Annotated in this window: 14 protein-coding genes; 5 read left to right on the forward strand and 9 right to left on the reverse strand. The window is 75.3% G+C overall.

The genetic code is table 11. The features are described from left to right. Nucleotides 1-5 precede the first annotated feature (5 nt). Genes IPL61_03950 through IPL61_03960 form a run of 3 tightly spaced genes read left to right on the forward strand, consistent with a single transcriptional unit; the run spans nucleotide 6 to nucleotide 3,639 of the window. Nucleotides 6-2,147, forward strand: coding sequence for a radical SAM protein (locus IPL61_03950; protein ID MBK9030484.1), 2,142 nt, complete (start codon nucleotides 6-8; stop codon nucleotides 2,145-2,147). Beyond that, nucleotides 2,144-3,157 (forward strand): hypothetical protein, encoded by a 1,014-nt coding sequence (locus IPL61_03955; protein ID MBK9030485.1) that lies wholly within the window; start codon nucleotides 2,144-2,146, stop codon nucleotides 3,155-3,157. The genes IPL61_03950 and IPL61_03955 overlap by 4 nt, the downstream gene beginning before the upstream one ends. A gap of 29 nt (nucleotides 3,158-3,186) precedes the next feature. Next, the gene (locus IPL61_03960; protein ID MBK9030486.1) at nucleotides 3,187-3,639 is read left to right on the forward strand and encodes a hypothetical protein; all 453 of its coding nucleotides are present in this window, start codon (nucleotides 3,187-3,189) and stop codon (nucleotides 3,637-3,639) included. Here the strand turns inward: IPL61_03960 and IPL61_03965 are convergent. Continuing rightward, on the reverse strand, nucleotides 3,573-4,469 hold the full coding sequence (locus IPL61_03965; GenBank protein ID MBK9030487.1) for a hypothetical protein: 897 nt from the start codon (nucleotides 4,467-4,469) through the stop codon (nucleotides 3,573-3,575). The two genes, IPL61_03960 and IPL61_03965, sit on opposite strands and share 67 nt — an antisense overlap. 207 nt (nucleotides 4,470-4,676) lie before the next feature. Between IPL61_03965 and IPL61_03970 the strand changes: the two genes are divergently transcribed. After that, nucleotides 4,677-6,524 (forward strand): TIGR04551 family protein, encoded by a 1,848-nt coding sequence (locus tag IPL61_03970; protein MBK9030488.1) that lies wholly within the window; start codon nucleotides 4,677-4,679, stop codon nucleotides 6,522-6,524. Between the two features lie 17 nt (nucleotides 6,525-6,541). Continuing rightward, entirely contained in the window at nucleotides 6,542-7,912 is a 1,371-nt protein-coding gene (radA, locus tag IPL61_03975) for a DNA repair protein RadA (GenBank protein ID MBK9030489.1), read from the forward strand. A gap of 11 nt (nucleotides 7,913-7,923) precedes the next feature. On the opposite strand, the gene IPL61_03980 is transcribed toward radA, so the two are convergent. The 8 genes from IPL61_03980 to IPL61_04015 all read right to left on the reverse strand — a co-directional run bounded on the left by IPL61_03980 (nucleotide 7,924) and on the right by IPL61_04015 (nucleotide 20,845). Then, nucleotides 7,924-8,583 (reverse strand): hypothetical protein, encoded by a 660-nt coding sequence (locus IPL61_03980; protein ID MBK9030490.1) that lies wholly within the window; start codon nucleotides 8,581-8,583, stop codon nucleotides 7,924-7,926. Further along, complete coding sequence (locus IPL61_03985) at nucleotides 8,580-10,601, reverse strand: UvrD-helicase domain-containing protein (protein MBK9030491.1); 2,022 nt, start codon at nucleotides 10,599-10,601, stop codon at nucleotides 8,580-8,582. Before IPL61_03985 ends, IPL61_03980 begins: the two co-directional genes overlap by 4 nt. Continuing rightward, nucleotides 10,598-13,315: a DEAD/DEAH box helicase gene (locus tag IPL61_03990; GenBank protein ID MBK9030492.1), complete on the reverse strand. Its 2,718-nt coding sequence runs from the start codon at nucleotides 13,313-13,315 to the stop codon at nucleotides 10,598-10,600. The genes IPL61_03985 and IPL61_03990 overlap by 4 nt, the downstream gene beginning before the upstream one ends. A 476-nt stretch (nucleotides 13,316-13,791) precedes the next feature. Then, nucleotides 13,792-14,715, reverse strand: a complete 924-nt coding sequence (locus IPL61_03995) for a tetratricopeptide repeat protein (protein MBK9030493.1) — start codon at nucleotides 14,713-14,715, stop codon at nucleotides 13,792-13,794. A gap of 58 nt (nucleotides 14,716-14,773) precedes the next feature. Continuing rightward, nucleotides 14,774-15,373, reverse strand: a complete 600-nt coding sequence (locus IPL61_04000; GenBank protein ID MBK9030494.1) for a hypothetical protein — start codon at nucleotides 15,371-15,373, stop codon at nucleotides 14,774-14,776. After that, nucleotides 15,370-15,834 (reverse strand): hypothetical protein, encoded by a 465-nt coding sequence (locus tag IPL61_04005; protein MBK9030495.1) that lies wholly within the window; start codon nucleotides 15,832-15,834, stop codon nucleotides 15,370-15,372. The genes IPL61_04000 and IPL61_04005 overlap by 4 nt, the downstream gene beginning before the upstream one ends. A 53-nt stretch (nucleotides 15,835-15,887) precedes the next feature. Then, on the reverse strand, nucleotides 15,888-18,119 hold the full coding sequence (locus tag IPL61_04010; GenBank protein MBK9030496.1) for an OmpA family protein: 2,232 nt from the start codon (nucleotides 18,117-18,119) through the stop codon (nucleotides 15,888-15,890). Between the two features lie 143 nt (nucleotides 18,120-18,262). Next, complete coding sequence (locus IPL61_04015) at nucleotides 18,263-20,845, reverse strand: carboxypeptidase regulatory-like domain-containing protein (GenBank protein ID MBK9030497.1); 2,583 nt, start codon at nucleotides 20,843-20,845, stop codon at nucleotides 18,263-18,265. Between the last annotated feature and the right edge of the window lie 73 nt (nucleotides 20,846-20,918).

Consider the following 20,918-nt stretch of genomic DNA (forward strand, 5'->3'; position numbering starts at 1 on the left):
TCCGCGTGCTGCACCCGCGCGCCGGGGCCAACCCGCGCCGCCCGGGGCGCGAGCTCCTGCTCACGTTCGCGTTCCGCTGCAACTTCGCGTGCCGGTTCTGCTACGTCGAGGACGGCCTCGGCGGGCGCTTCCGCGGGGTCACGCTCGACGAGGCCCGCCGGCTCCTGGCCGACCCCGCGCTCACCGCCGGCGTCACCCGGATCGTGCTGTCGGGCGGCGAGGTCACGCTCGACAAGGACCTGCCGCGCTTCGCCGAGCTGGCCCGGGCGGTGCCCTCGGTCGAGCACGTCCGGATCCAGACCAACGCCAGCCGGCTCGACGATCGCGCGCTGGTCGCGCGCCTGACCGCGGCCGGCGTCGACGAGTTCTTCGTGTCGCTGCACGGCGCCGACGCCGCCACCTGCGACGCGATCACCGCGGTGCCGGGCAGCCTCGCGGCGATCGAGGCCGGGCTCGCCAGCCTGGCCGAGGTCGGCGCCACGGTCGTGACCAACACGGTCGTGTGCGCCGCCAACGTCGCGCAGCTCGACGCCATCGTCGCGCTCGCCCACGCGCACGGCGCTGGCGCCGCGGAGCTGTGGGGCTACGTGCCGCGGGTCGACGCCGCCGACGCGCGCGCGCAGCTGGTCCGGGTCACCGACGCCGCGCCCCACGTCCAGCGCGCGGTCGCGGCCGGCCTGGCCCGCGGCCTGGCGATGACCGTGAAGTACTTCCCGCGCTGCCTCCTGGGCGAGCTGGCTCACGTCCACTCCGACGCGCAGCCGCGGCTGATCATCGACGACGCGTTCTGGCAGGACTACCCGACCTACGGCTGCCTGTTCGAGGGCGTGTGCGCCGACGCCGCGGCCGACGACGGCTGCAGCGGCCTCGCCGACGCGTACGTGCGGCGGTTCGGCTGGGAGGAGGACGCCCTGCGCCCGCGCGGCGCGCCCGACGACATCGACGCGGCGCCGATCGCCCGCTACCACGCGTGGGACGATCGTCCGCACGCCGAGCCGGCGGCGCGCGCGCTCGACCTGACGCGCTGGGCCCTGGCCCCGGGCGCCGACGTCGGCGGCTTTCGCCTGGACGCCGCGACCCGCGCCGACGCGGCGATCCGGCTGGTGTTCGTCGACGATCGCGGCCCGGTCGCGATCGACCTGCACCCGCACGATCCCGCGCGCGCGTGCTTCGCGCGGACCCCGACGATCGATCTCACCCACCCGCCCCTGCCCGACGCCACGACCGCCCGGGCCCGCCCGCTGTTCGCGGCGCTGGCCGCGCACCTGCGCGCGCGCGACGACGGCGCGCTGGCGCGGGAGCTGTTCGCCGCGTCGCGCCTCGACACCGCGACCACGCCGGCCGCGCTCGTCGCGCCGGTCGAGCTGCTGCCGACGGCGTGGCCCGGCGTCGACGATCCGCGGGCCGCGGCGCTGCTCGCGGCGGCCGCGGCGCTGGTGACGCTCGATCAGCTGGCCGCGCGCGAGGTCGAGCCCAGCGTCGTGCTCGGCGCGCCCGAGCGCCTACGCCTGCTGGTCAACCCGTCGGTGGCCGGCCCCGGCCGCGATCGCCCCGCCATCGCCGCGCGCCTGCTCACCGCCGCCGGCGCCCCGGCCTGGCTGGCCGACGTCGCCGAGGCGTGGCTGCGCGATCCCGCCCGCACCGCGTTCGTCGGCGTCGAGCTGGCGCCGGCCGCGCCGCCCCGGCACAAGCTCTACCTCGACACCCGCGCCGCGCCCGACCGCGCCGCGGCAGCGCGCGCGCTGGGCGGGCCGCCGCCGGCCGCCGCGACCGCGCTGATCGCGATCGACGTGGTCGACGATCGCCCGCTCGGGTTCAAGCACTACGCGCCGATCACCGCCGCCGCCGCGCGCGTCGCCTGCGCCGGCCCGCTGATCGACCTGCTCGAGGCCCGCGGCCTGCTGCTCGGCGAGCTGCCGCTGCTGATCGCGACCCGGTTCGCCGCCGACGGCGCGGTCCGCGATCGCGCGCTCCACGTCGACGTCGCGCGGTTCGCGCACCTGGCGCTAGGCCCCGCCTGGGCGCGCGCGGCCGGCGACGCCGCCGCGGCCGACCGGATCGCCGCGAGCGGCCGCGCCGCGCGCGTGGTCAGCGCCACCAGCGGCGCCGACGGGGGCCGCCACGTCTACCTGGGCGGGCCGCCGTGACCGCGCCGCTGGTCGGCTTCCTGGCCCTGCCGGCGCCAGACGACGATCTGGCCGCGACGCTCGCGGCCCGCGTGCGGGCCCAGGCGGCCCGGCGCCTGCTGTCGTTCGATCCGCGGTCGCTGCCGCCGGCGATCGCCGCCGCGTTCGCCGGCCACCAGGCCGCGCTGCGCGCCGTCGCCCGCGATCCCGCGCGCCGGGCCCAGGTGCCGGCGCTGTTCACGGACCTCGACCTGCTCACCTGCACGCTGACGCTGGCCGCGCCCGGGTTCGCGCCGCGCGCGGCCGCCACGCTGGTCGAGCGGCTCGGGCGGGCGCGCCCGTTCGACGACGGCGTCGCGATCACCGCGGCGCTGCCGGCGCTCCGCCTGGTGACCATCGATCGCAACCCGCTGGCGGAGCTCGAGGCGCACCCCGACAAGGCCGGCAACGCGGTCGATCTCGGCGACCACCCGATCGCGGCGTGGACCGACGCGCTGGCCGGCGCGCTGGCCGCGATCGCGACGGTGCTGCCGGCGCTCCACGCCGAGCTGGCGGTCACGCTCGCGCGGATCGTGCCGGTCGGCTTCGATCGCGAGCGCCACCTGTCGTGCTCCTACCGCGAGGCGCCGGGCCTGGTGTACCTGTCGCTCCACCCGGATCCGCTGACCCTGGCCGAGGCGATCGTCCACGAGACCCAGCACGGCAAGCTGAACCTGCTGTCCTGGCTCGACCCGATCCTCACCAACCCGCCCGAGCAGCGGGTCGCGTCGCCCGCGCGTCCAGATCTGCGGCCGCTGATGGGCGTCCTGCTCGCGGCCCACGCGTTCGTCGCCGTCGCCGGGCTGCACCACGCGCTGGCCGCCGCCGCTCACCCCCTGGCGGTGACGCCGCAGTTCGCCGCGCGCCGCCGCCACGTCCACGACGGCAACGCCGCCGCGCTCGCGACCCTGGCCGAGCACGCGCGCCCGACCGCCACCGGCGCCCGCGTCATCGCCGCGCTCCACGATCTCCACGCGCAGTTGTCCTGGTAACGCCCCACGCGCCCGGCGATACTCGCGCCGTGCCAGCCCCTCGCGACAGCGGCATGACGCCGACCGATCCGGCCGCGGCGGCGCTGCCGGGGCGCCGGGCCGAGGTCGCCAGCGACGCCAAGATCACCGCGCGGATCGCGCGCCCCGACGACGATCGCACGCCGCCGCCGCTGCCGCCGCCGCCGGCCCTGCCCGACGCCGCGCGGTGGCTGGCCCGCGCCGAGGCCAACCAGCCGCCGCCGCCGGTCGAGGTCGCGCCGCCGAGCGAGCGCCCGTTGTCACCGCAGCCCGCGCCGCCGTGGGTCCTGCCGGTGCTGCTCGCGGTCACGATGCTCGTGGTCGGGATCGTCATCGGCGCGCTGCTGTTCGGCCACCGCGGCAAGGCGTGTCCGCCCGGCAAGGTCGGCGCCCGCGCTCACGGCGACCAGGGATCGACCTCGCCGGCCAAGGTCAGCCGCGCCGCCGAGTCGACCGCGCTGTAGACCGCCACCGTGCGGTGCTCGCCGTAGCGGAGCGCGATCACCAGCTCGCGCCAGCCGTCGCCGTCGACGTCGACCACGCCCAGCACGTCGAGGTCGACCTTGGCGCCGTCGCCGGGCACCGCGAGCCCCACGATCGCGAACGTCGGCGTGCACGTCGGCGGGTCGGTCGCCACCACGCCCGAGACCTCGTCGGCCGGGGCCCGGACCGCGTCGAGGAAGCTGGCGATCGGGAACCGCTCGAGCGCGCCGTCGCCGTCGACGTCGACCGCGAGATCGGCGCCGGCCTGGCACGCGGCGCCGACCGTCGGCGTCACCGGGTCGTCCTCGTCGTCGAGGAACCCGCCGGCCGCGCCCAGGGTCGCCACCGCGAGGCCGCAGCCGCGCCGGGTCGCGACGCAGGTCGGATCGAGCGCGCCGTCGAGCCCGCCGCCGCGGGTGCACGGCGGCGCGCCGGTGTACGAGCCGATCGCGGCCAGGATCGCGCCGTCGGCGGCCCCGACGACCGCGAACCGACCGGCCCGGGCGCCGTCGACCGCGAGCACCGTGAACTGCGACGCCTGGCCCCGGGCCAGCGCCTCCTCGAGCTCGTCGGCGGCGGTCGTCCACGACACCGCGCGCAGCGCCAGCGGCGCCAGCGCCGGGCGCCCGCCGATCCCGTCGGGGCACATCTCCGCCACCATCGCGCCGCGCCCGCCCGTCGACGCCGGCCGGTGGGTCATGGTCTGGGCCGGCGTCGGCTCCAGCCCCGGCGGCTGCGGGACCTGGGCCGGTCGGCAGCCAACGAACGTGAGGTAGGCAACGCTCGCGAGGGTGGCAGGGTCCAATCGCATTGCATGGAACCTACCGTCGCCGGCCGCTGGCGCCAAAAGAACGGTCGCAGCGGTAGATCGGAGGGCGCCGCTTGTCGCCCCACCCGTTTGACGATGGGGGCCGCCGCCGCTATCGTGCGCCCGCCTTACCTGCCTGATTCCTTCATGATTTCTCCGTTTGATCGCGCCTTGATGCACCGGCTGCCGCCGGCGCCCGGAGCCCTCTCGATGTTCGCACGCACCGCTCGCCTCGCTTCGTTCCTCGCCGGCCCGGCGCTCGCACTCGCGCTCGCGGCGCCCGCCGCCGCCCAGCCGAGCCCGATGCCGACGGGCGGTCCGCCGTCTGGCGAGGAGGAGCCCAAGCCGCAGGGCGTCGCGGAGGCCGCGCCCAAGGCCGCGAGCCTGCTCGCCACCACGCCCGCGGTGCCGGCCCGGCGCGACAGCCGCAAGAAGTTCGACGTGATCCGGGTCGACGGGTACCTGCGCGGCCGCGGCGACTGGTTCAAGAACTTCAACCTCGGGTTCGCGGACAGCGCGGCGTTCGGCGGGGCGCCGTTCCCGCAGCCCTCGACCTGTACGAGCACCACCAACGTGGCCGGGTGCGCCGACTCGGTCACGTCGTCGAACCTGCGCCTGCGCCTCGAGCCGCGGCTCGAGCTGACCAACACCACCGCGGTCCACACCCAGATCGATCTCCTCGACAACGTCGTGCTCGGCTCGACGCCCGAGGGCCAGGCGCCGCTGGGCGCGTTCGGCGGCGGCACCGTGCCGCCCCTGGCCGGCGTCAACAGCGACCGCAACTCGATCGTCGTCCGCCGGGCGTGGGGCGAGGTGTCGACCGCGCTGGCGCTGCTCAAGTTCGGCCGCATGCCCGATCACTTCGGCCTCGGCATCGTCGCCAACAGCGGCCGCCGCGCCGACACCGACTACGCCACGTGGGAGACCCTGTGGATGCCCGGCGCCGAGGCCAACGTCGGCGGCGCCAACGACGTGTCGATGGACCTCGACAGCGACTACGGCGACACCGTCGATCGCGCGATGGTCTCGATCGAGATCCCGGGCACGCCGCTGCGCGCGGCCGCGGCCTACGACTGGCCGACCACCGGCCTGGCCTCGAACCAGACCGAGCTCGGCGGCGCCAGCGGCGGCCAGCCCTGGGACCTCGACGACGCCGACGACGTCAGCCAGTGGATGCTGGCGGTGGCCCGGATGGACGCGCCGGCCGACTTCAAGGAGCAGATGGACCGCGGCGAGCTGGCGCTCAACTTCGCCGGCCGGCTCACCTACCGGGCGCAGGACGTCGACTACGACCTGACCAACTTCGTGACCGGCGGCCCCGCCGACTCCGACGCGTTCGTCAAGCGCGGCATGTCGGCGTACATCGGCGACGGCTGGATCAAGGCGGGCTGGAAGGGCGTGCTGTTCGAGGCCGAGGCCGCCGCCATGATCGGCTCGATCGACAGCCTCGCCGAGTTCGGTCGCACCAAGCCGGTCGACCTGCGCTCGTTCGGCGGCGTCGCCCGCGCGACGACCACCGCGTTCGACCGCAAGCTCGGGCTCGGCCTCGAGCTCGGCCTGGCCACCGGCGACGACGTCGACAACGTCGTCCAGGGCCGCACCCACCTGCGCAACGCCACGTTGGTGCCGCCCGACAACGACGCCACGATCGGCCGGTTCGTGTTCGACCCCGACTACAAGGTCGACCTGATCCTGTTCCGCGAGCTGATCGGCGCGGTCTCGAACGCGTTCTACGTCCGCCCGCGCATGTCGTACCAGCTCACCAAGTCGATCACCTTCCGCGCGCAGAACGTCACCAGCGCCGCGGTCAAGCCGGTGTCGACGCCGGGCAACGGCTCGTTCTGGGGCACCGAGTTCGACACGGATCTCGGCTACGACGCCGGCGGGTTCCACATGGGCCTCGCCTACGGCGTGCTGTTCCCGCTGTCGGCGATGGACCACCCCGTGGACACCGACACCGACGAGACCACGGGCGCGCCGTTCGGCTCGAACAACCAGAACGCCGGCGTGTCCTCGAACGCGCACACGTTCCAGTTCCGCCTCGGCATCGAGTTCTGATCGGCGCGGCGCGGGTGGTGGGCAAGAAGAGCAAGGGGCCGCGCACCGTCTACCGGTGCAGCGGCTGCGGCCACGTCGAGAGCCGCTGGCTCGGCCGGTGCCCGGGCTGTCAGGAGTTCAGCACGCTGATCGAGGAGGTCGTGGCCGGGGCGCCGCCGCGCGCCGGCTCGGCCCTGGTCGCCGACGGCGCCGCGCCGGTCTCGATCACCGACGTCGCCGAGCTCGACGCGCGCCACCGCATCCCGACCGGCCTGGCCGAGCTCGATCGCGTGCTCGGCGGCGGCCTGGTGCCGGGCGCGGTGGTGCTGCTCGGCGGCGATCCTGGGATCGGCAAGTCGACGCTGCTGCTGCAGGTGCTGGGCGCGATCGCGCGTTCGCGCGCGGTGCTGTACGCGACCGGCGAGGAGTCGGTGGCGCAGACCGCGCTGCGGGCCCGGCGCATCGACGCCGCGCAGCCGGCGCTCCGGCTGGTGGCCGAGACCGACATCGACGTGATCCTCGGCCACGCGCGGGCGCAGCCGCCGGCGGTGCTCGCGGTCGACTCGATCCAGACCGCCTACACCAGCGAGCTCGACTCGATCCCCGGCGCGGTGGCGCAGGTGCGCGAGTGCGCGGCGCGCATGGTCCGCTACGCCAAGACCACCGGCATCCCGGCGATCGCGGTCGGCCACGTCACCAAGGACGGCACGATCGCCGGCCCCAAGACCCTCGAGCACCTCGTCGACGTCGTGCTGCACGTCGAGGGCGACGGCGCCGGCGCCTACCGGATCGTGCGCGCGCACAAGAACCGCTTCGGCTCGACGCAGGAGCTGGGCGTGTTCGAGATGCGCGCCGGCGGCCTGGTCGAGGTGCCCAACCCGGCGGCCTTGCTCCTGGCCGAGCGCCCGCGCGGCGCGCCCGGCTCGGTGGTCGTGGCCTCGGCCGACGGCCACCGGCCGCTGCTGGTCGAGGTCCAGGCCCTGGTCGCGCCGGCCTCCGCCGGCATCGGCCGCCGCACCGTCGCCGGCGTCGACGCCAACCGCGTCGCGCTCTTGCTCGCGGTGCTGCAGCAGCGGGTCGGCTACGACATCCTCGGCCAGGACGTCTTCGTCAACGTCGCCGGCGGCCTGCGCCTGGCCGAGCCCGCGATCGATCTCGGCATCGCGTGCGCGCTGGCGTCGTCGCAGCGCGGCCGCGCGATCGATCCCCAGACCGTCGTGTTCGGCGAGGTCGGCCTGGCCGGCGAGGTCCGCGCGGTGCCGATGGCCGAGCTGCGCCTCGCCGAGGCCGCCAAGCTCGGCTTCACCCGGTGCATCCTGCCGTCCCAGAACCGGGCCCGCCTCGAGGACGACCTCGGCCTCGAGCTGGTCGCCGTCGATCGCCTGGCCGCCGCGCTGAGCGCGCTGTAGCCGCGGCGTGGTCAGGCGCCGGCGGCGGCGCACCAGCCCGCGGCGGCGCGCTGCACGGTCGGCCACAGCGCCACGCCGCAGCAGCGGTGGCCGAGGCGATCGCTGATGGCGACGGCGCGGACCTGGCGGAAGCCGGCGATCACGTCGTGGCGCACCAGCTCGCCCTCGAAGCCGTCGAGGTCGCGCCGCAGCGTCGGGTCGTCCTCGGTGAACACCACCAGCACCAGCGCGGCGTCGTGGATCTTCGGCTCGCCGGCCATCTTGCGCAGGTCGGCGACCAGGTTGCGCCGCCACTGCGCGCCGTAGCGGCCGTCGCGCGCGCCGCCCGGGCGCCGCTGGCGCGCGACCTTGAGCTCGAGCCACAGCGCCTGATCCGGCGGGCACAGCCCGGGCAGCGGCTCACCGCGCGACAGCGGCGCGCCGGCCGGCGACAGCACCAGATCGCAGCGCGCGCGGTGGCTGAGCTTCTTGCCCGCCGTCGACGGGTAGTGGACCTCGCGGGCCACCTCGTGATCGCGGGCCAGCGCGGCGGCCAGCGCCTGCTGCAGCGCGCGCTCGTCCCACGCGTCGAGGCCATGGGGCGCCTGCTCGAGCGCGAGGCCGGCCTCGAGCTCGGCCAGGGCGCGGCCGAGATGATCCGCCAGCTCGCCCAGGTACCAGGCCCAGCTCACGACGGCGCCCCCGTCGGGCCCGTCACGACCGCGGTCAGCGGGCACATCCCGAGCGGGAACGTCCGCGCGCCCAGCTTGCCGAACTCGCACGCGACCGTCCCGTCGACGACGGCGACCACGACGCCGACGCCGTAGCGCGGGTGGCGGACCCCCTGACCGGCGCGCCACGGCGGCTCGGCGGCGACGGCCGCGCGCGACGGCGGCGACGCGACGACCGCAGGCGCGACCTCGCCGGAGGGCGCCACGACCGACGCGGGCACCGGCACCTCGCGCGCGGCGACGGGGTCGGCCCCGGCGACCGCGACCGTGGCGGCCACCGCCGGCGCGGTCGCGTCGTGCCACGCCACCACCGCCGCCGGCAGCGCGTGCACGAACGGGCTCGGCGCCCCCAGCGCACCGAACTGATGGGGACACGCGACGTACGAGATCTCGACCTCGTCCTTGGCCCGGGTGATGCCGACGAACAAGAGCCGGCGCTCCTCGGCCTCGTCCTCGACCAGATCGCGCACCACCAGCGGCACGATGCCCAGGTTGGCGCCAGCGATGAACACGTGGCGGAACTCGAGGCCCTTGGCGGCGTGCAGCGTCAGCACCCGCACCGCGTCGCGCCCGTCGGTGATCGCGCCGTCGTGCTCGCCGGTGCACGGCACGCCGGCCGCCGACAACGCCGTGGCCACCGCGTCGACCTGGGCCCGCAGCCGGCACAGCACCGCCAGCTCGGCGCGCGGCACGCCGCCGGCGTGGAGCGCGGTCATGCGCGCGGCCAGGTAGCTCGCCTCGGCCACCGGATCGTGGTGCCGACGCACGATGATCGGCGGGCCCGCCGGCCGCACCGCGCGCAGCTCGCCGCCGGCCACCGGCTGCGCGCCCAGCACCGCGCGGGCGCCGTCGAGGATCGTGCGCGTGCTGCGGTAGCTGGCCGGCAGCTCGTGGACCACGCAGCCCAGCGCCGCCGCCGCCCGGGCGAAGCCGTCGGCCGCGCCGCCGCGCCAGCCGTAGATCGCCTGCCGCGGATCGCCGACGCCGAAAAACCCCGCGTCGCGCCCGCGCAGCCGGCGCACCAGCTCCAGCTCGCGCGGCTCGCAGTCCTGGAGCTCGTCGATCAAGATCCACCGCGGCCGGCGCACCTCGGGCGCGGCCAGGAGCGCGGTCGCGTGATCGATCAGATCGTCGAAGTCCATGGCGTTGCGCGCGCGCTTGGCCTCGACCAGCAGCGCCGCCAGCCGCGCCAGGTCGCCCGCATCGGGTCCGGCCTTGAGCCGCGCGCGCAGCGAGCGCCGCTGCCCGACCCGCAGCTTGTGGGCCGCGACCAGCTCCTCGATCAGCGCGACGACCGCGTCCTCGTCGAGCACCGTGAGGTCCGGGCGGTAGCCGAGCTGCGCCACCGGCAGCGCGCGGTGGAGCAGCGCCAGCGCGACCGCGTGGAACGTGCCGACCAGCCACCGCTCGCCCGCCGTGGTCGCGCGCCCGAGCAGCTCGTCGAGCCGCGCCCGCAGCTCGTCGGCGGCCTTGGTGGTGAACGTCAGGATCGCGAGCTGGTCGAGCGGCACGCCGCCGACGACGTGCAGGTACGCCGCCTTGTGGATCAGCACGGTGGTCTTGCCGCTGCCGACCGCGGCCCGCACCAGCGCCGCGCGATCCTCGGCCAGGACCGCCGCGCGCTGATCGGGATCGAGCGCTGCGAGGCGCGCGTGCAGCCGTGGGCTGACCGCGGCGACCGCCGCCAGCCGCGCGGCGATCGCGTCGGGATCGACCGTCGCCGACGGGATCGCCGCCACGACGGCGGGGACGCTCGGCGCGGTCACGATCATCGGCGCCGCGATCGGCGCGTCGTTCGACGTCGCGTTCGACGTCGCGATCGACGTCGCGATCGGCGCGTCGTTCGACGTCGCGTTCGACGTCGCGTTCGACGTCGCGTTCGACGTCGCGTTCGACGTCGCGATCGACGTCGCCCCGTCGCCCCGCCGGCGCTCGGCCCGGGCCTCGCGCTGCAGCCGCTGCCAGGTCGGCGCGGTCACGGCTGGGGCTCCGGCCGCGGCCCGGCCTCCTCGAGCACGTAGCCGCTGGCCAGCTTGGCGCTGGCCGCGCGCTCGGTGGCGGCGCGGTCGCCGACCAGATCGTCGTGCCGGCGCTGCAGCTTGCCCGCGGTGACGTGGGCGCGATCGCGCGCCGCCGGGTCGACGTCGATCGCCAGCGCGCCGTCGGCCGGCACCTCGACCTCCCGGGCGATCGCCTGCCACAACCGGCGCTGCGCGGCGTCGGCGCCGAGCCAGCCGGCCAGCCCCGGGCTCGCGACCCGCAGGATCAGCCGCGCGCCGCGGCGCTCCGCCGGCCCCAGCCGCGCCAGCAGCTCGGCGCCCTCGACCCGCGCCGAGCGCAGGCGGGCGCACAGCTCGTCCCAGCGCGCGTCGACCTCGCGCCACGGGATCCGCGGGACCACCAGCCGCAGCACCGGCGCCAGCGGCGACGCATCGGTCGCGCCGCCGATCGCCTCGACCGGCGGCGGCACCGCCTCGCGCAGCCGGCGCAGCGCCCAGCCGACCAGCGTCGGATCGCGGGCCCAGCTGCCGACGCACGCCGGGCACCCGCGCTGGCAGCGGCAGCGCTCGACCAGGCCCAGCGCCGCGGTCAGCACGTCGTCGAGCCGCTCGTAGGCCTTGGCCGCGTAGCCCAGCCCGCCTGGGTGGCTGTCGTAGCAGACCAGCGCGGTCGAGGTGCGCCCGGTGCGCTCGTCGGCGACGTGGAAGCTGGTCGCGCACAGGTCCGAGCGCTCGGCCATCGTGTGCAAGCGCGCGCACGCGCCGACCGCGTGGACCATGCCCGCCAGCGCGTCCTCGCGCTCGCCGCCCAGGACCGCCAGCACCGCCTCGGGCACCGTGATCCACACCGCCTCGGTCTCGAGCACCAGCCGCAGGTGCTCGTGCAGCTCCTCGTAGCCGAGGTTCTGGTGGTTGTGGAACTCGAGCATCTTGTAGCCGACCACGACGTCGTCGACGCGGACGTCGCCGAACGCGGCCTCGGTCAACCCGAGCGCGCGCTGCTCCTGGGTCAGCAGCACGTCGATCGCGGTGCGCACGTCGGGCTGGGTGTAGAAGTTCTGCTCGACCTCGGCGACGGTGGCGACGTGCTGCACCAGATCGAGCGCGAGCACCTGGTACTGCACGCCGTCGTGCAGGTAGACCGCGCGGGTGTGGGCCTCCCGGTACACCTGCGGGCGGCTCATCTCGGTGAGCGTGGAGCCGGTGGCGCGGTTGACGATCTTGAACCGATCGTTGTGCAGGTTGCGCAGGCTGACCTCGCCGGCCGGGAACAGGCCGCCGGTCCAGTGCCAGCTCCCCAGCGCCTCCCGCACCTCGCCGGCGCGCGCCAGCACGACGACGATCTCGCCGAGGTCGGGGAACACCGCGGCGTCGTCGAGCGACAGCGGCAGCTCGGCCGCCGCCGCGCGCACGTGGGCCAGCTGGATCGCCAGGTTGTCGCGATCGACGACCGCGTGCTCCGCCGGCTGGCCGACCAGCCAGTCGGGGTGCTCGCCGATGAACTGATCGGTCGGCGACACCGCCAGCACGACGATCGCGTGGGCGACCTCGTCGCGGCGGCCGGCGCGGCCGAGCTGCTGCCAGAAGCTGGCCCGCGTCCCCGGGAACCCGCCCTGCACCACGACCTGCAGCGCGCCGATGTCGATGCCCAGCTCGAGCGCGTTGGTCGACACCACGCCGACCAGGCTGCCGTCGACCAGCGCCCGCTCGACGCCACGGCGCTCCTCGGGGGTGTAGCCGCCGCGGTACCCGGCCAGCAGGTAGCCCTCGTCGTGGCCGGCGACGTCGCGCAGCCGATCGCGCGACTCCTTGAGCACGATCTCGGTCTCCTTGCGGCTGCGACAGAACGCGATCGTGCGGTGGCGCGCGGCGATCAGGTGCGGCAGCAGCGTCGCCAGCTCGGCGGTGACCGGCCGCCGGGTGTCGCGCTCGGTCATCGGCGGCTGCCAGAAGTGGACGACCTTGCCCGCCGACGGCGAGCCGTCGCGATCGATGTGCCGGAACGGCTGGTGGCACAGCGCCTCGGCGTGCTCGCGGGCGTTGGCGATCGTGGCCGAGCTGCACAGGAACCGCGGCGCGCTGCCGTGGTGCGCGCACACCCGCACCAGCCGCCGCATCAGGTTGGCGAAGTGCGCGCCGAACGCGCCGCGGTACGAGTGCAGCTCGTCGATGACGATGTAGCGGACGTTGCGGAACAGGTGGGCGAAGCCGCGCCGCCCGTGGCTGGGCAAGAGCGCGCTGTGCAGCATGTCCGGGTTGGTCAGGACCAGGTTGGCGCGGTCGCGGACCTTGGTGCGCTCGGCCGGCGGCGTGTCGCCGTCGTACACGCCGGCGGCGATCTTCGGCGCGGCCACGTCGGTGCGCGTCGCCAGGTGATCGACCAGCCCCAGCACGCCGCGCAGCTGATCCTGGGTCAGCGCCTTGGTCGGGAACAGCAGCAGCGTGCGCGCCGACGGATCCTCGAGCGTGGCCTGGATGACCGGCAGCAGGTACGACAGCGACTTGCCGCTCGCCGTGCCGGTGGTGACGACCACGTTCTCTCCCGCCTGCGCCGCCTCGAACGCCTCGACCTGGTGGCTGTACAGCCGCTCGATCCCGCGCGCCGCCAGCGCCTCGCGCAGCGCCGGGTGCAGCCCCTCGGGCAGCGGCGCGAACACCGCCTCGCGCGACGGGATCGTCCGCGTCGCGATCACGCGGCCAGGAAAACGGGACAGATCGAGCGTTTGGGCGTCCATCGAAACAGCTCCAGGCCAAGGGATTCGCGGGGGGCTGCTCATCGTATCAGTAGCTGAACGGCGGTCCAGTATCCGATGCCCGTTGTGAGCGGCCGGCATCCAGAGCCCGGAGCCGGAGCCGGAGCCGGAGCCAGAACCGGACCCGGAACCGGAGCCGGAGCCGGAGCCGGAGCCGGAGCCCGACCGGAGCCGGAACCGGAGCCGGAACCCGGAGCCGGAACCGGAACCCGAACCGGAGCCGGAGCCCGAACCGGAGCCGGAGCCGGAGCCCCGAGCCGGAACCGGAACCGGAACCGGAACCGGAGCCCGATCCCGATCCCGATCCCGATCCCGATCCCGATCCCGATCCCGATCCCGATCGATCCCGATCCCGATCCCGATCCCGATCCCCTTCCCGCCCTTCCCGCCCTTCCCGCCGCGTCCCGTCCCCGCTGCTACTTCGACTTCTTCTTCTTCACCGGCTTCTTCGGCGGGTCCTTCGGCGCGGTCACCGGCGTGCCGCCGAGGGCCTGGACCTCGCCCTCGACGTTCTTCTGTGCGTCGGCGTCCTTGCCCTTGTTGAGCTCGAGGTACGTGTTGAACGCCTCGATGGCCTTCTCGTCCTCGTGGTTCAGCTTGTACATGTAGCCGAGGTCGTACCAGGCGTCGGCCTGATCGGGATCGAGGCTCACGGCCTTCTCGTACATCGGGATGGCCTGCTCGATCTCCTCCTGGCGCCGGAACACCACGGCGGCGTTGAAGTAGTACTCGGCCTGATCGGGCGCGAGCGCGATCGCCTTGGCGAACGCGGCCGACGCCTCGGGCAGCTGGTTGTCGGCGCGCAGCGCCACGCCCAGGTTGTTGGCGTAGCTGTGCTCGCTCGGCGCCAGCTTGACCGCCCACCGGAGCGCCACCAGCGCGCCGGCGGTGTCGCCCTTCTTCCGCTTGATCACGCCGATGTTCGAGAACACGTCGGCCTGCGTGGGATCGAGCCGACACGAGGTCTGCAGCGCGGCGAGCGCGTCGTCGAGCTTGTCGACCCGGTAGTACGCCATGCCCAGGTTCGACCAGACCGTCGCGTCCTTGGTCAGGATCTTGGTCGCGTGCTCGTAGGCGTCGACCGCCTGCGCCAGCAGCTTCTTCTTCTTGTACAGGTGGCCGAGCGAGGCCCAGGCCATGCCGTGGCCCGGATCGGCGGCGACCGCCTTCTCGAACGCAGCGATCGCCTCGTCGTCCTTGCCCTGGTTCTTCCAGGAGATGCCCTGCTTGTAGTGCGCGCTGGCGTCGTCGGCGTGGGCCGGGGCCGCCGCCAGCGCGAGCGCGGTCAGCGTGGCGCCGACGGTGAGCCGGATCGTCCGACCAGAAGCAAAAAAACGCATGACGAGGCCTCCTCGCGGTGAGCGTACCACCACAGTGGCGGGCCTCTCCGGCGCGGTTTCAGGCGTTCGCGGCGGGCGCGTCGATCGACACGTCGGCGGGCGTCGGCGCCGCCGCGCTGGCCTCGGTGAGGCCGTCGGCAAGATCGGCCAGCACGGCCACGGCCGACCGGGCGTCGGCGGCCTCGCGCGCGGCCGCGGTCACGTCGGCGTGGGCGTAGGCCAGCCGGAACTTCTCGAGCGTGGCGACGCAGTGGTGCATGCGGGCGACGATCCGCTCGCGCGCCGCGGCGACCGAGCCGGCGTAGCGGCGCTGGTCGAGCAGCGCCGCCCGGGCCTCGCGGTACTGGCCCGCGGCCACCTCGTCGGCGCACGCCGCGATCCGACCGTCGAGCTCGGTGACCCGCGCGTCGATCGCCGCGGTGTCGATCGCCGGCGCGGCGCCGGCCCGAGCCGCGACCGCGAACAGCGTGGTCACGCCGCCGGCCACGAGCGCGCGATCGTCGGGGCGCATCGCGGCCGAGTCGTGCCAGATGGTCAGGCCGCGCTCGGCCAGGTCGCGGGGCTCGCCGGTCAGCGGCGGCAGCGCGCGCCACGCCGCCACGATCGGATCGAGCTGCACGACCACGTGGCGCGCCGCCAGCGCGCCCGCGGCGATCACGCCCAGGAACGCGCCCGCGGTCGCGTCGATCGCCGGCGCCCCCAGGTCGCCAGCGCGCCGGCGCCCTCGACCCGCTGGGCCGCCCACACCGCGGCCAGGGCGGCGAGCGCGCTCATCGGGGCGACCCACAAGAGGCGCGCCCGCGGCGCCCCGACGATCAGCACCGCGGCCAGCGCCAGCGGCGCCAGCATCCAGGTCCCGGCTAGCGCGGCCGCAGCCACGCCGCCGGCGATCGCGATCAGGCGCGCGCCGGTGCGGGCCAGCGACCGGGTCGGCTCGGCCCAGGACAGGCCCGCTGCGATGCCGACCAGGGCGCCGACGATCGAGGCCGGGACCCCGGCGATCAGCTGCGGGCCGACCGCCGAGGCCGCGGCGCCCGCGGTGGCGCCGAGCGCGGTGGCCAGAGCGGCCTTGTGGAACCCCGGGTGGTCGTCGAAGCGCAGGCCGGTCGCGGAGGGCATGGGGTACCGACGCGCGAGCCGGCCGGTCGATCTGCGATCCCGCGGCCGGCGGGTTAACGCGCCGCGGCGACGGCCGTCACGTCGGCCAGGTGCAGCTCGGCCAGGGCGTCGGAGAACTGGACCCGCAGGAGCATGATCTTGTCCTGGGCCTCGACGATGGCCAGGGTCGTGCCCTGGAGCCGCGACGCCATCTGGGCGGCCTTGGTCGCCAGCTGGCTCGACAGCGCCGCGGCGGTCTTGACCTTGCGCAGGGCCATGAGCTGCCCGGTCAGCTCGGCCTGGCGGTCGCGGTACTCGGCCGCGCGCTCGCGCAGGCTGGCGATCTTGTCGACCGTGTCGAACAGGTCGTTGTGGATCGTCAGGATGGCCTGGAGCTGGGCCCGCAGCTCGGGCGACGGCCGGGCGCTGGCCACGTAGATCTTGAGCTGATCGAGCGTGTCGGTGTCGCCCAGCACCATGCGCCGGGTCAGCGGCGTCGCCTCGCGCAGCTCGATCGCCCGGGTCTCGCCGGCCCCGAGCTCGACCGCGACCAGGAGCGCGTCGCCGATGCGCTCGAGCGGCAGCTCCGGGTCGAGCAAGGTCCAGCCCGGCTCGATCGGCTGGCGCACGTACACCGTCGACGGCGTGCGCAGCCGGCTGGTGATCGTCAGCGCGGTCGTGCGGATGTGCTGGACCTCGGCGGTGAGGATGCCGCGCTGGAGCGTCAGCAGCCGCGACAGCTCGTCGTGGGCGTCGCCGTCGCGGTCGACCACGATCTGGCGATCGAGCGCGTACGGGATGACCACCGAGGCGTGGGGCGCGACCGCGTCGGTCAGGCCCTCGCCGACGTACCGGCCCTGGCCGTAGACCGTGATCGGCCCGGCCTCGAGGGTCGAGTCGGTCGGGTTCTCGAGCCGCACCGACTTGAACGCGTAGCGCGCGTTGCCGCGCTCGCCGCCGGCGTCGTAGAGGTAGGCCTCGCGCCCCGTGGTCTTGGCCCGCAGCACCGACACCATCGCGCTGGTGCCGTTGGCGACGGTCATCGGCGTGCCCGACGAGAACAGGCTCTCGCCGACCGGCGCGGCGTCGCTGGTGTCGGCGCTGGCGCGGGCGGCGCTGGCGGCCTCGCCCGGCGGCGCGGCGTCGGTCAGGATCTGCACGGTGGCCCTGGGCGCGACCCCGCCGCTCTCGACCCGGATGCGCCCGGGCGCGACGCCGGCGTCGATGAGCTGGTTGCGCACCAGGTTGGCGCGCTCGAGCGCGACCTCGTCGGCCTTGCGCTCGCCCTGGGCGGCGTAGCCCTGGACCACGACGTACTGGCGCTGCTTGATCAGCGCGCTCGACACCTCGGCCAGCTTCTGATCGCCGAGCTTCACCTGGGTGTAGGGATCGATCCGCGGCGGCGCGGTGGTGCTGGTGGGGTCGATGGCGGGCGCGCGATCGCTGATCGTCACGCCGGTGGTGTTGAGCCCGTCGACGACGTACTGGCCCTCGAGCGAGCTCGAGCCCGAGAACGACACGCCGGCGGCGTCGCCCTCGCTCCCGCCCGCCGCGCCCAGGGCCGCCTCGAACGTGCGCCCCGGGACCGGGATGTTCTTGGTGTAGTCGTCGGTGATCGTCGCGTTGCCGCGGATCTCCTCGGCGTCGAGCGTGAGCACGTTCTGGTTGGTCGCGACCGCCGCGCCGGTGCCGCCGTAGGGCGAGACCGCGGTCGGCGGCGCCAGCGCGAACGCCTCGTCGGCGGCGAGCTGCTCGCGCTCGACCGTGCGCACGCTCCACAGGTCGTAGCGGAACGACATCGCCGCGCTCGAGCCGACCCCGACCACGACGTCCTTCCAGTCCTCGCCCGACAGGTTGTCGACGACGGCCCAGCCCTCGAGCATCGCGGTGTCGGTGGCGTCGCCCAGCACCAGCCGGTAGCTCGGCTTCCACGCCAGCGCGTCGGTGACGTAGGTCATGACCACGTCGGCGCGGGCGCCGGGGACGCCGCCGACGTCGAGCTGCATCTCGATCACCGGCGCGTCGTCGGCCTGGCGCCGCGGGAACGACACCGGCAGCGGCCGCTGGGTGCGGGCGTCGACGACGGTCAGCGACTTGAGGAAGTCGTCGACGCGCTCGCGCGGCACCCGCACGGTCAGCTTGCCGCCGTCGATCTGGGCCCGGCGCTCGTAGAACGCGACGCCGTTGCGGTAGACCACGACCTTGCCGAGCGGGACCTTGTCGACGGCGACGTGGCGGATGCCGCGGGGGCCGCAGCCGGCGAGCGCGGCGGCGAGGATGAGCGAGACCGATAGGCAATGACGCATGGACAGTTCCTCCTGCGGTCGTTCACGCCCGCGACGGCCGATCGGTCCGCGGGCTTGGCTCACGGCGCGTGACACGGCGCGACGCCGCGCTCGCGGGGTGCGACACGTCACCCGGATCATCGCGGCCACCGCGGTCACCGCGCTCACGGCGCCGCCGCGCGCGCGTCGTCGAGGTGCAGCTCGGTCAGCGCGTCGGCGAACCGGACCCGGGCCAGGAGCTGCTGCTCCTGCCCCTCGACGATCGCGATCGTGGTGGCCTGGAGGCGGGTCGCGACCTCGGCCACCTTGTCCTGGAGGTGTCGGACCAGGCCGACCGCGGTCGGGACCTTGCGCAGCCCGGTCAGCTGCGCGATCAGCTCGGCGTCGCGCAGCCGCAGCTCCTCGGCCTGCTCGCGCAGGGTCGCGACGCGCGCGCCGCTGTCGATCAGCGCGGCGTGGGCCGCGAGGATCGCCTGGAGCTGCGCGCGCAGCGCCGGCGATGGGCGGGCGCTGGCCACGTAGACCGCGAGCTGGGCCAGGGTCGGCTCGGCGTCGAGGTCGAGCTGCCGGGTCATCGGCGTGGCCTCGCGCAGCTCGACGGTGCGGGTGGCGCCGGCCGCGAGCTCGACCGCGATCAAGCTCGCCTGGCCGAGGCGCTCGGTCGGCAGGCCCGGATCGAGCAGCGCCCAGCCCGGCTCGACCGCGTGGCGCACGTAGACCGTGGTCGGCGCGCGCAGCCGGCTGGTGATCGTCAGCGTGGTCGCGCGCAGGTGCTGGACCTCGGCGGTGACGACCCCGCGCTGCACCGTCAGCAAGCGGGCCAGCTCGTCGCGGCTGGCCTCGGTGCGCTCGACCACGATCTGCCGGTCGAGCGCGTACGGGATGACCACGGCGGCGTGGGGCGCGATCGCCTCGGTCAGGCCCTCGCCGACGTAGCGGTCGTCGCCGTAGACCGTGATCGGCCCGGCCTCGAGCGTCGCGTCGGTCGGGTTCTCGAGCCGCACCGCCCGGAACGCGTAGCGGGCGTTGCCGCGCGCGCCGGCGCGATCGAACAGGTAGACCTGGCGCCCGGTGGTCCGGGCCCGCAGCACCGACACCATCGCGCTGGTGCCGTCGCCGACGGTCATCGCCGACGACGACGCGAACAGGCTCTCGCCGACCGGCGGCGCGTCGGCGGTGGCGTCCCGGGCCCGGGCGCGACGCGCCACCTCCCCGACCGGCGGCGCCGCGCCGGTGATCAGCTGGACCGCGGCCGCGCCGCCGATCGCGCCGGCCACGGCGATCTGTCCCGGCGCGACCCCGGCGTCGATGAGCTGATCGCGCACCAGGTTGGCCCGGGCCAGCGCGGTCGCCTCGGCCCGGGGCTCCCCCGGCGCCGCGTAGCCTTGTACCAGCACGCGCTGGCGCGACGCGACCAGCTGGGCCGACACCTCGGCCAGCTTCTGATCGCCGAGCTTCACCGCGCGGTACGGATCCGGCGGCGGCGTCGGCGGCGATCGGCGCGCGGCGCCCTCGTCCCGCGCGCCCGACGCGGTGCCCAGCGTCGCGTCGAAGGTGCGGCCCGGGACCGGGATGTTCCGCGTGTAGTCCTGATCGATCGTGATGCCCTGGGTGGTCGAGGTCGGATCGATCACCGGCGGTCGGTCGTTGAGGATGATCGTCTCGGACACCGCGGCCGCGGTGTTGATCTTCTGGAACACCGGGGTGGTCTTGTTGACGCCGACCCGGATGTTCCGCCGCTCGATCGTCACGTCACCGAAGAAGAACGTCACCAGGTACTCGCCCGGCACGAGGTCGGCGACGCGGTAGCTGCCGTCCTGGTCGGTGATGGCGGTGTACGACGCCGCGCCGGTGATCGCCACGGTCACGCCCGCGAGCCCGCTGTCGTTCCACGAGTCGACGACCCTGCCCTGGATCGCACCGGTGCCGCGCGCGCCCGCGAGCGTCGCGGCAGGGTTGGGCGCGGCGGACGGTATCGGCGCCGCGGCCGGTCCGGCTGCGGGCGCCCGTGCCGGTGCGACGGACGGCGTCGGCGCGGCGGACGGTCCGGGTGCGGGTGCAGGCGGCGGCGTCGGCGCGCGGCCCGACGTCTCGCCGCTCGCCACGTCCGGACCGCGGATCTCCGAGGCGTCGAGCGTGAGCAGCGGCGCGGCGGCCGCGACCGGGTCCGGCGCGGCGCCGTACGGCGACACCGCGGTCGGCGGCGCCACCGCGAACGACGCCGCGGGCGCCAGCGCGGCCCGCTCGACCGTGCGCACGCTCCACAGATCGTAGCGGAACGACATCGCCGCGCTCGAGCCGACCCCGACCACGACGTCCTTCCAGTCCTCGCCCGACAGGTTGTCGACCACGGCCCAGCCCTCGAGCAGGGCGTCGTCGCGGCCCAGCACCAGGCGGTAGCTCGGCTTCCACGCCGCCGCGTCGGTGACGTAGGTCATGACGACGTCGGCGTGGCTGCCGACGGCGCCGACGTCGAGCTGCATCTCGATCACCGGCGCGTCGTCGGCCTGCCGCCGCGGGAACGCGACCGGCAGCGCGCGCCCGGTCCGGGCGTCGACCACCGTCAGCGACTTCAGGAAGTCGTCGACCCGTGCCCGCGGCACCCGCACCGTCAGCGTGCCGCCGTCGACGTGGGCCCGGCGCTCGTAGAACGCCACGCCGTTGCGATAGACGACGACCTTCCCGAGCGGCACCCGATCGACCGCGACATGACGGAGCGACGGCGCGCAGCCGACCAGCAGCAACAACCCCAGCGACCCTCGTGGACCTCGACGCATGAGCACCTCCTGCGTCGGTCCACGCCCGCGACCCCAGATCGGT

Source organism: Myxococcales bacterium, from assembly GCA_016717005.1.
Taxonomy (GTDB): Bacteria; Myxococcota_A; Polyangia; order Haliangiales; family Haliangiaceae; genus UBA2376.

Coding starts and splice junctions, on each gene's coding strand:
- IPL61_03965 (MBK9030487.1), bottom strand. CDS start 4,469: ATGCGATTGGACCCTGCCACCCTCGCGAGCGTTGCCTACCTCACGTTC.
- IPL61_03970 (MBK9030488.1), top strand. CDS start 4,677: ATGTTCGCACGCACCGCTCGCCTCGCTTCGTTCCTCGCCGGCCCGGCG.
- IPL61_03995 (MBK9030493.1), bottom strand. CDS start 14,715: ATGCGTTTTTTTGCTTCTGGTCGGACGATCCGGCTCACCGTCGGCGCC.
- IPL61_04005 (MBK9030495.1), bottom strand. CDS start 15,834: ATGCCCTCCGCGACCGGCCTGCGCTTCGACGACCACCCGGGGTTCCAC.
- IPL61_04010 (MBK9030496.1), bottom strand. CDS start 18,119: ATGCGTCATTGCCTATCGGTCTCGCTCATCCTCGCCGCCGCGCTCGCC.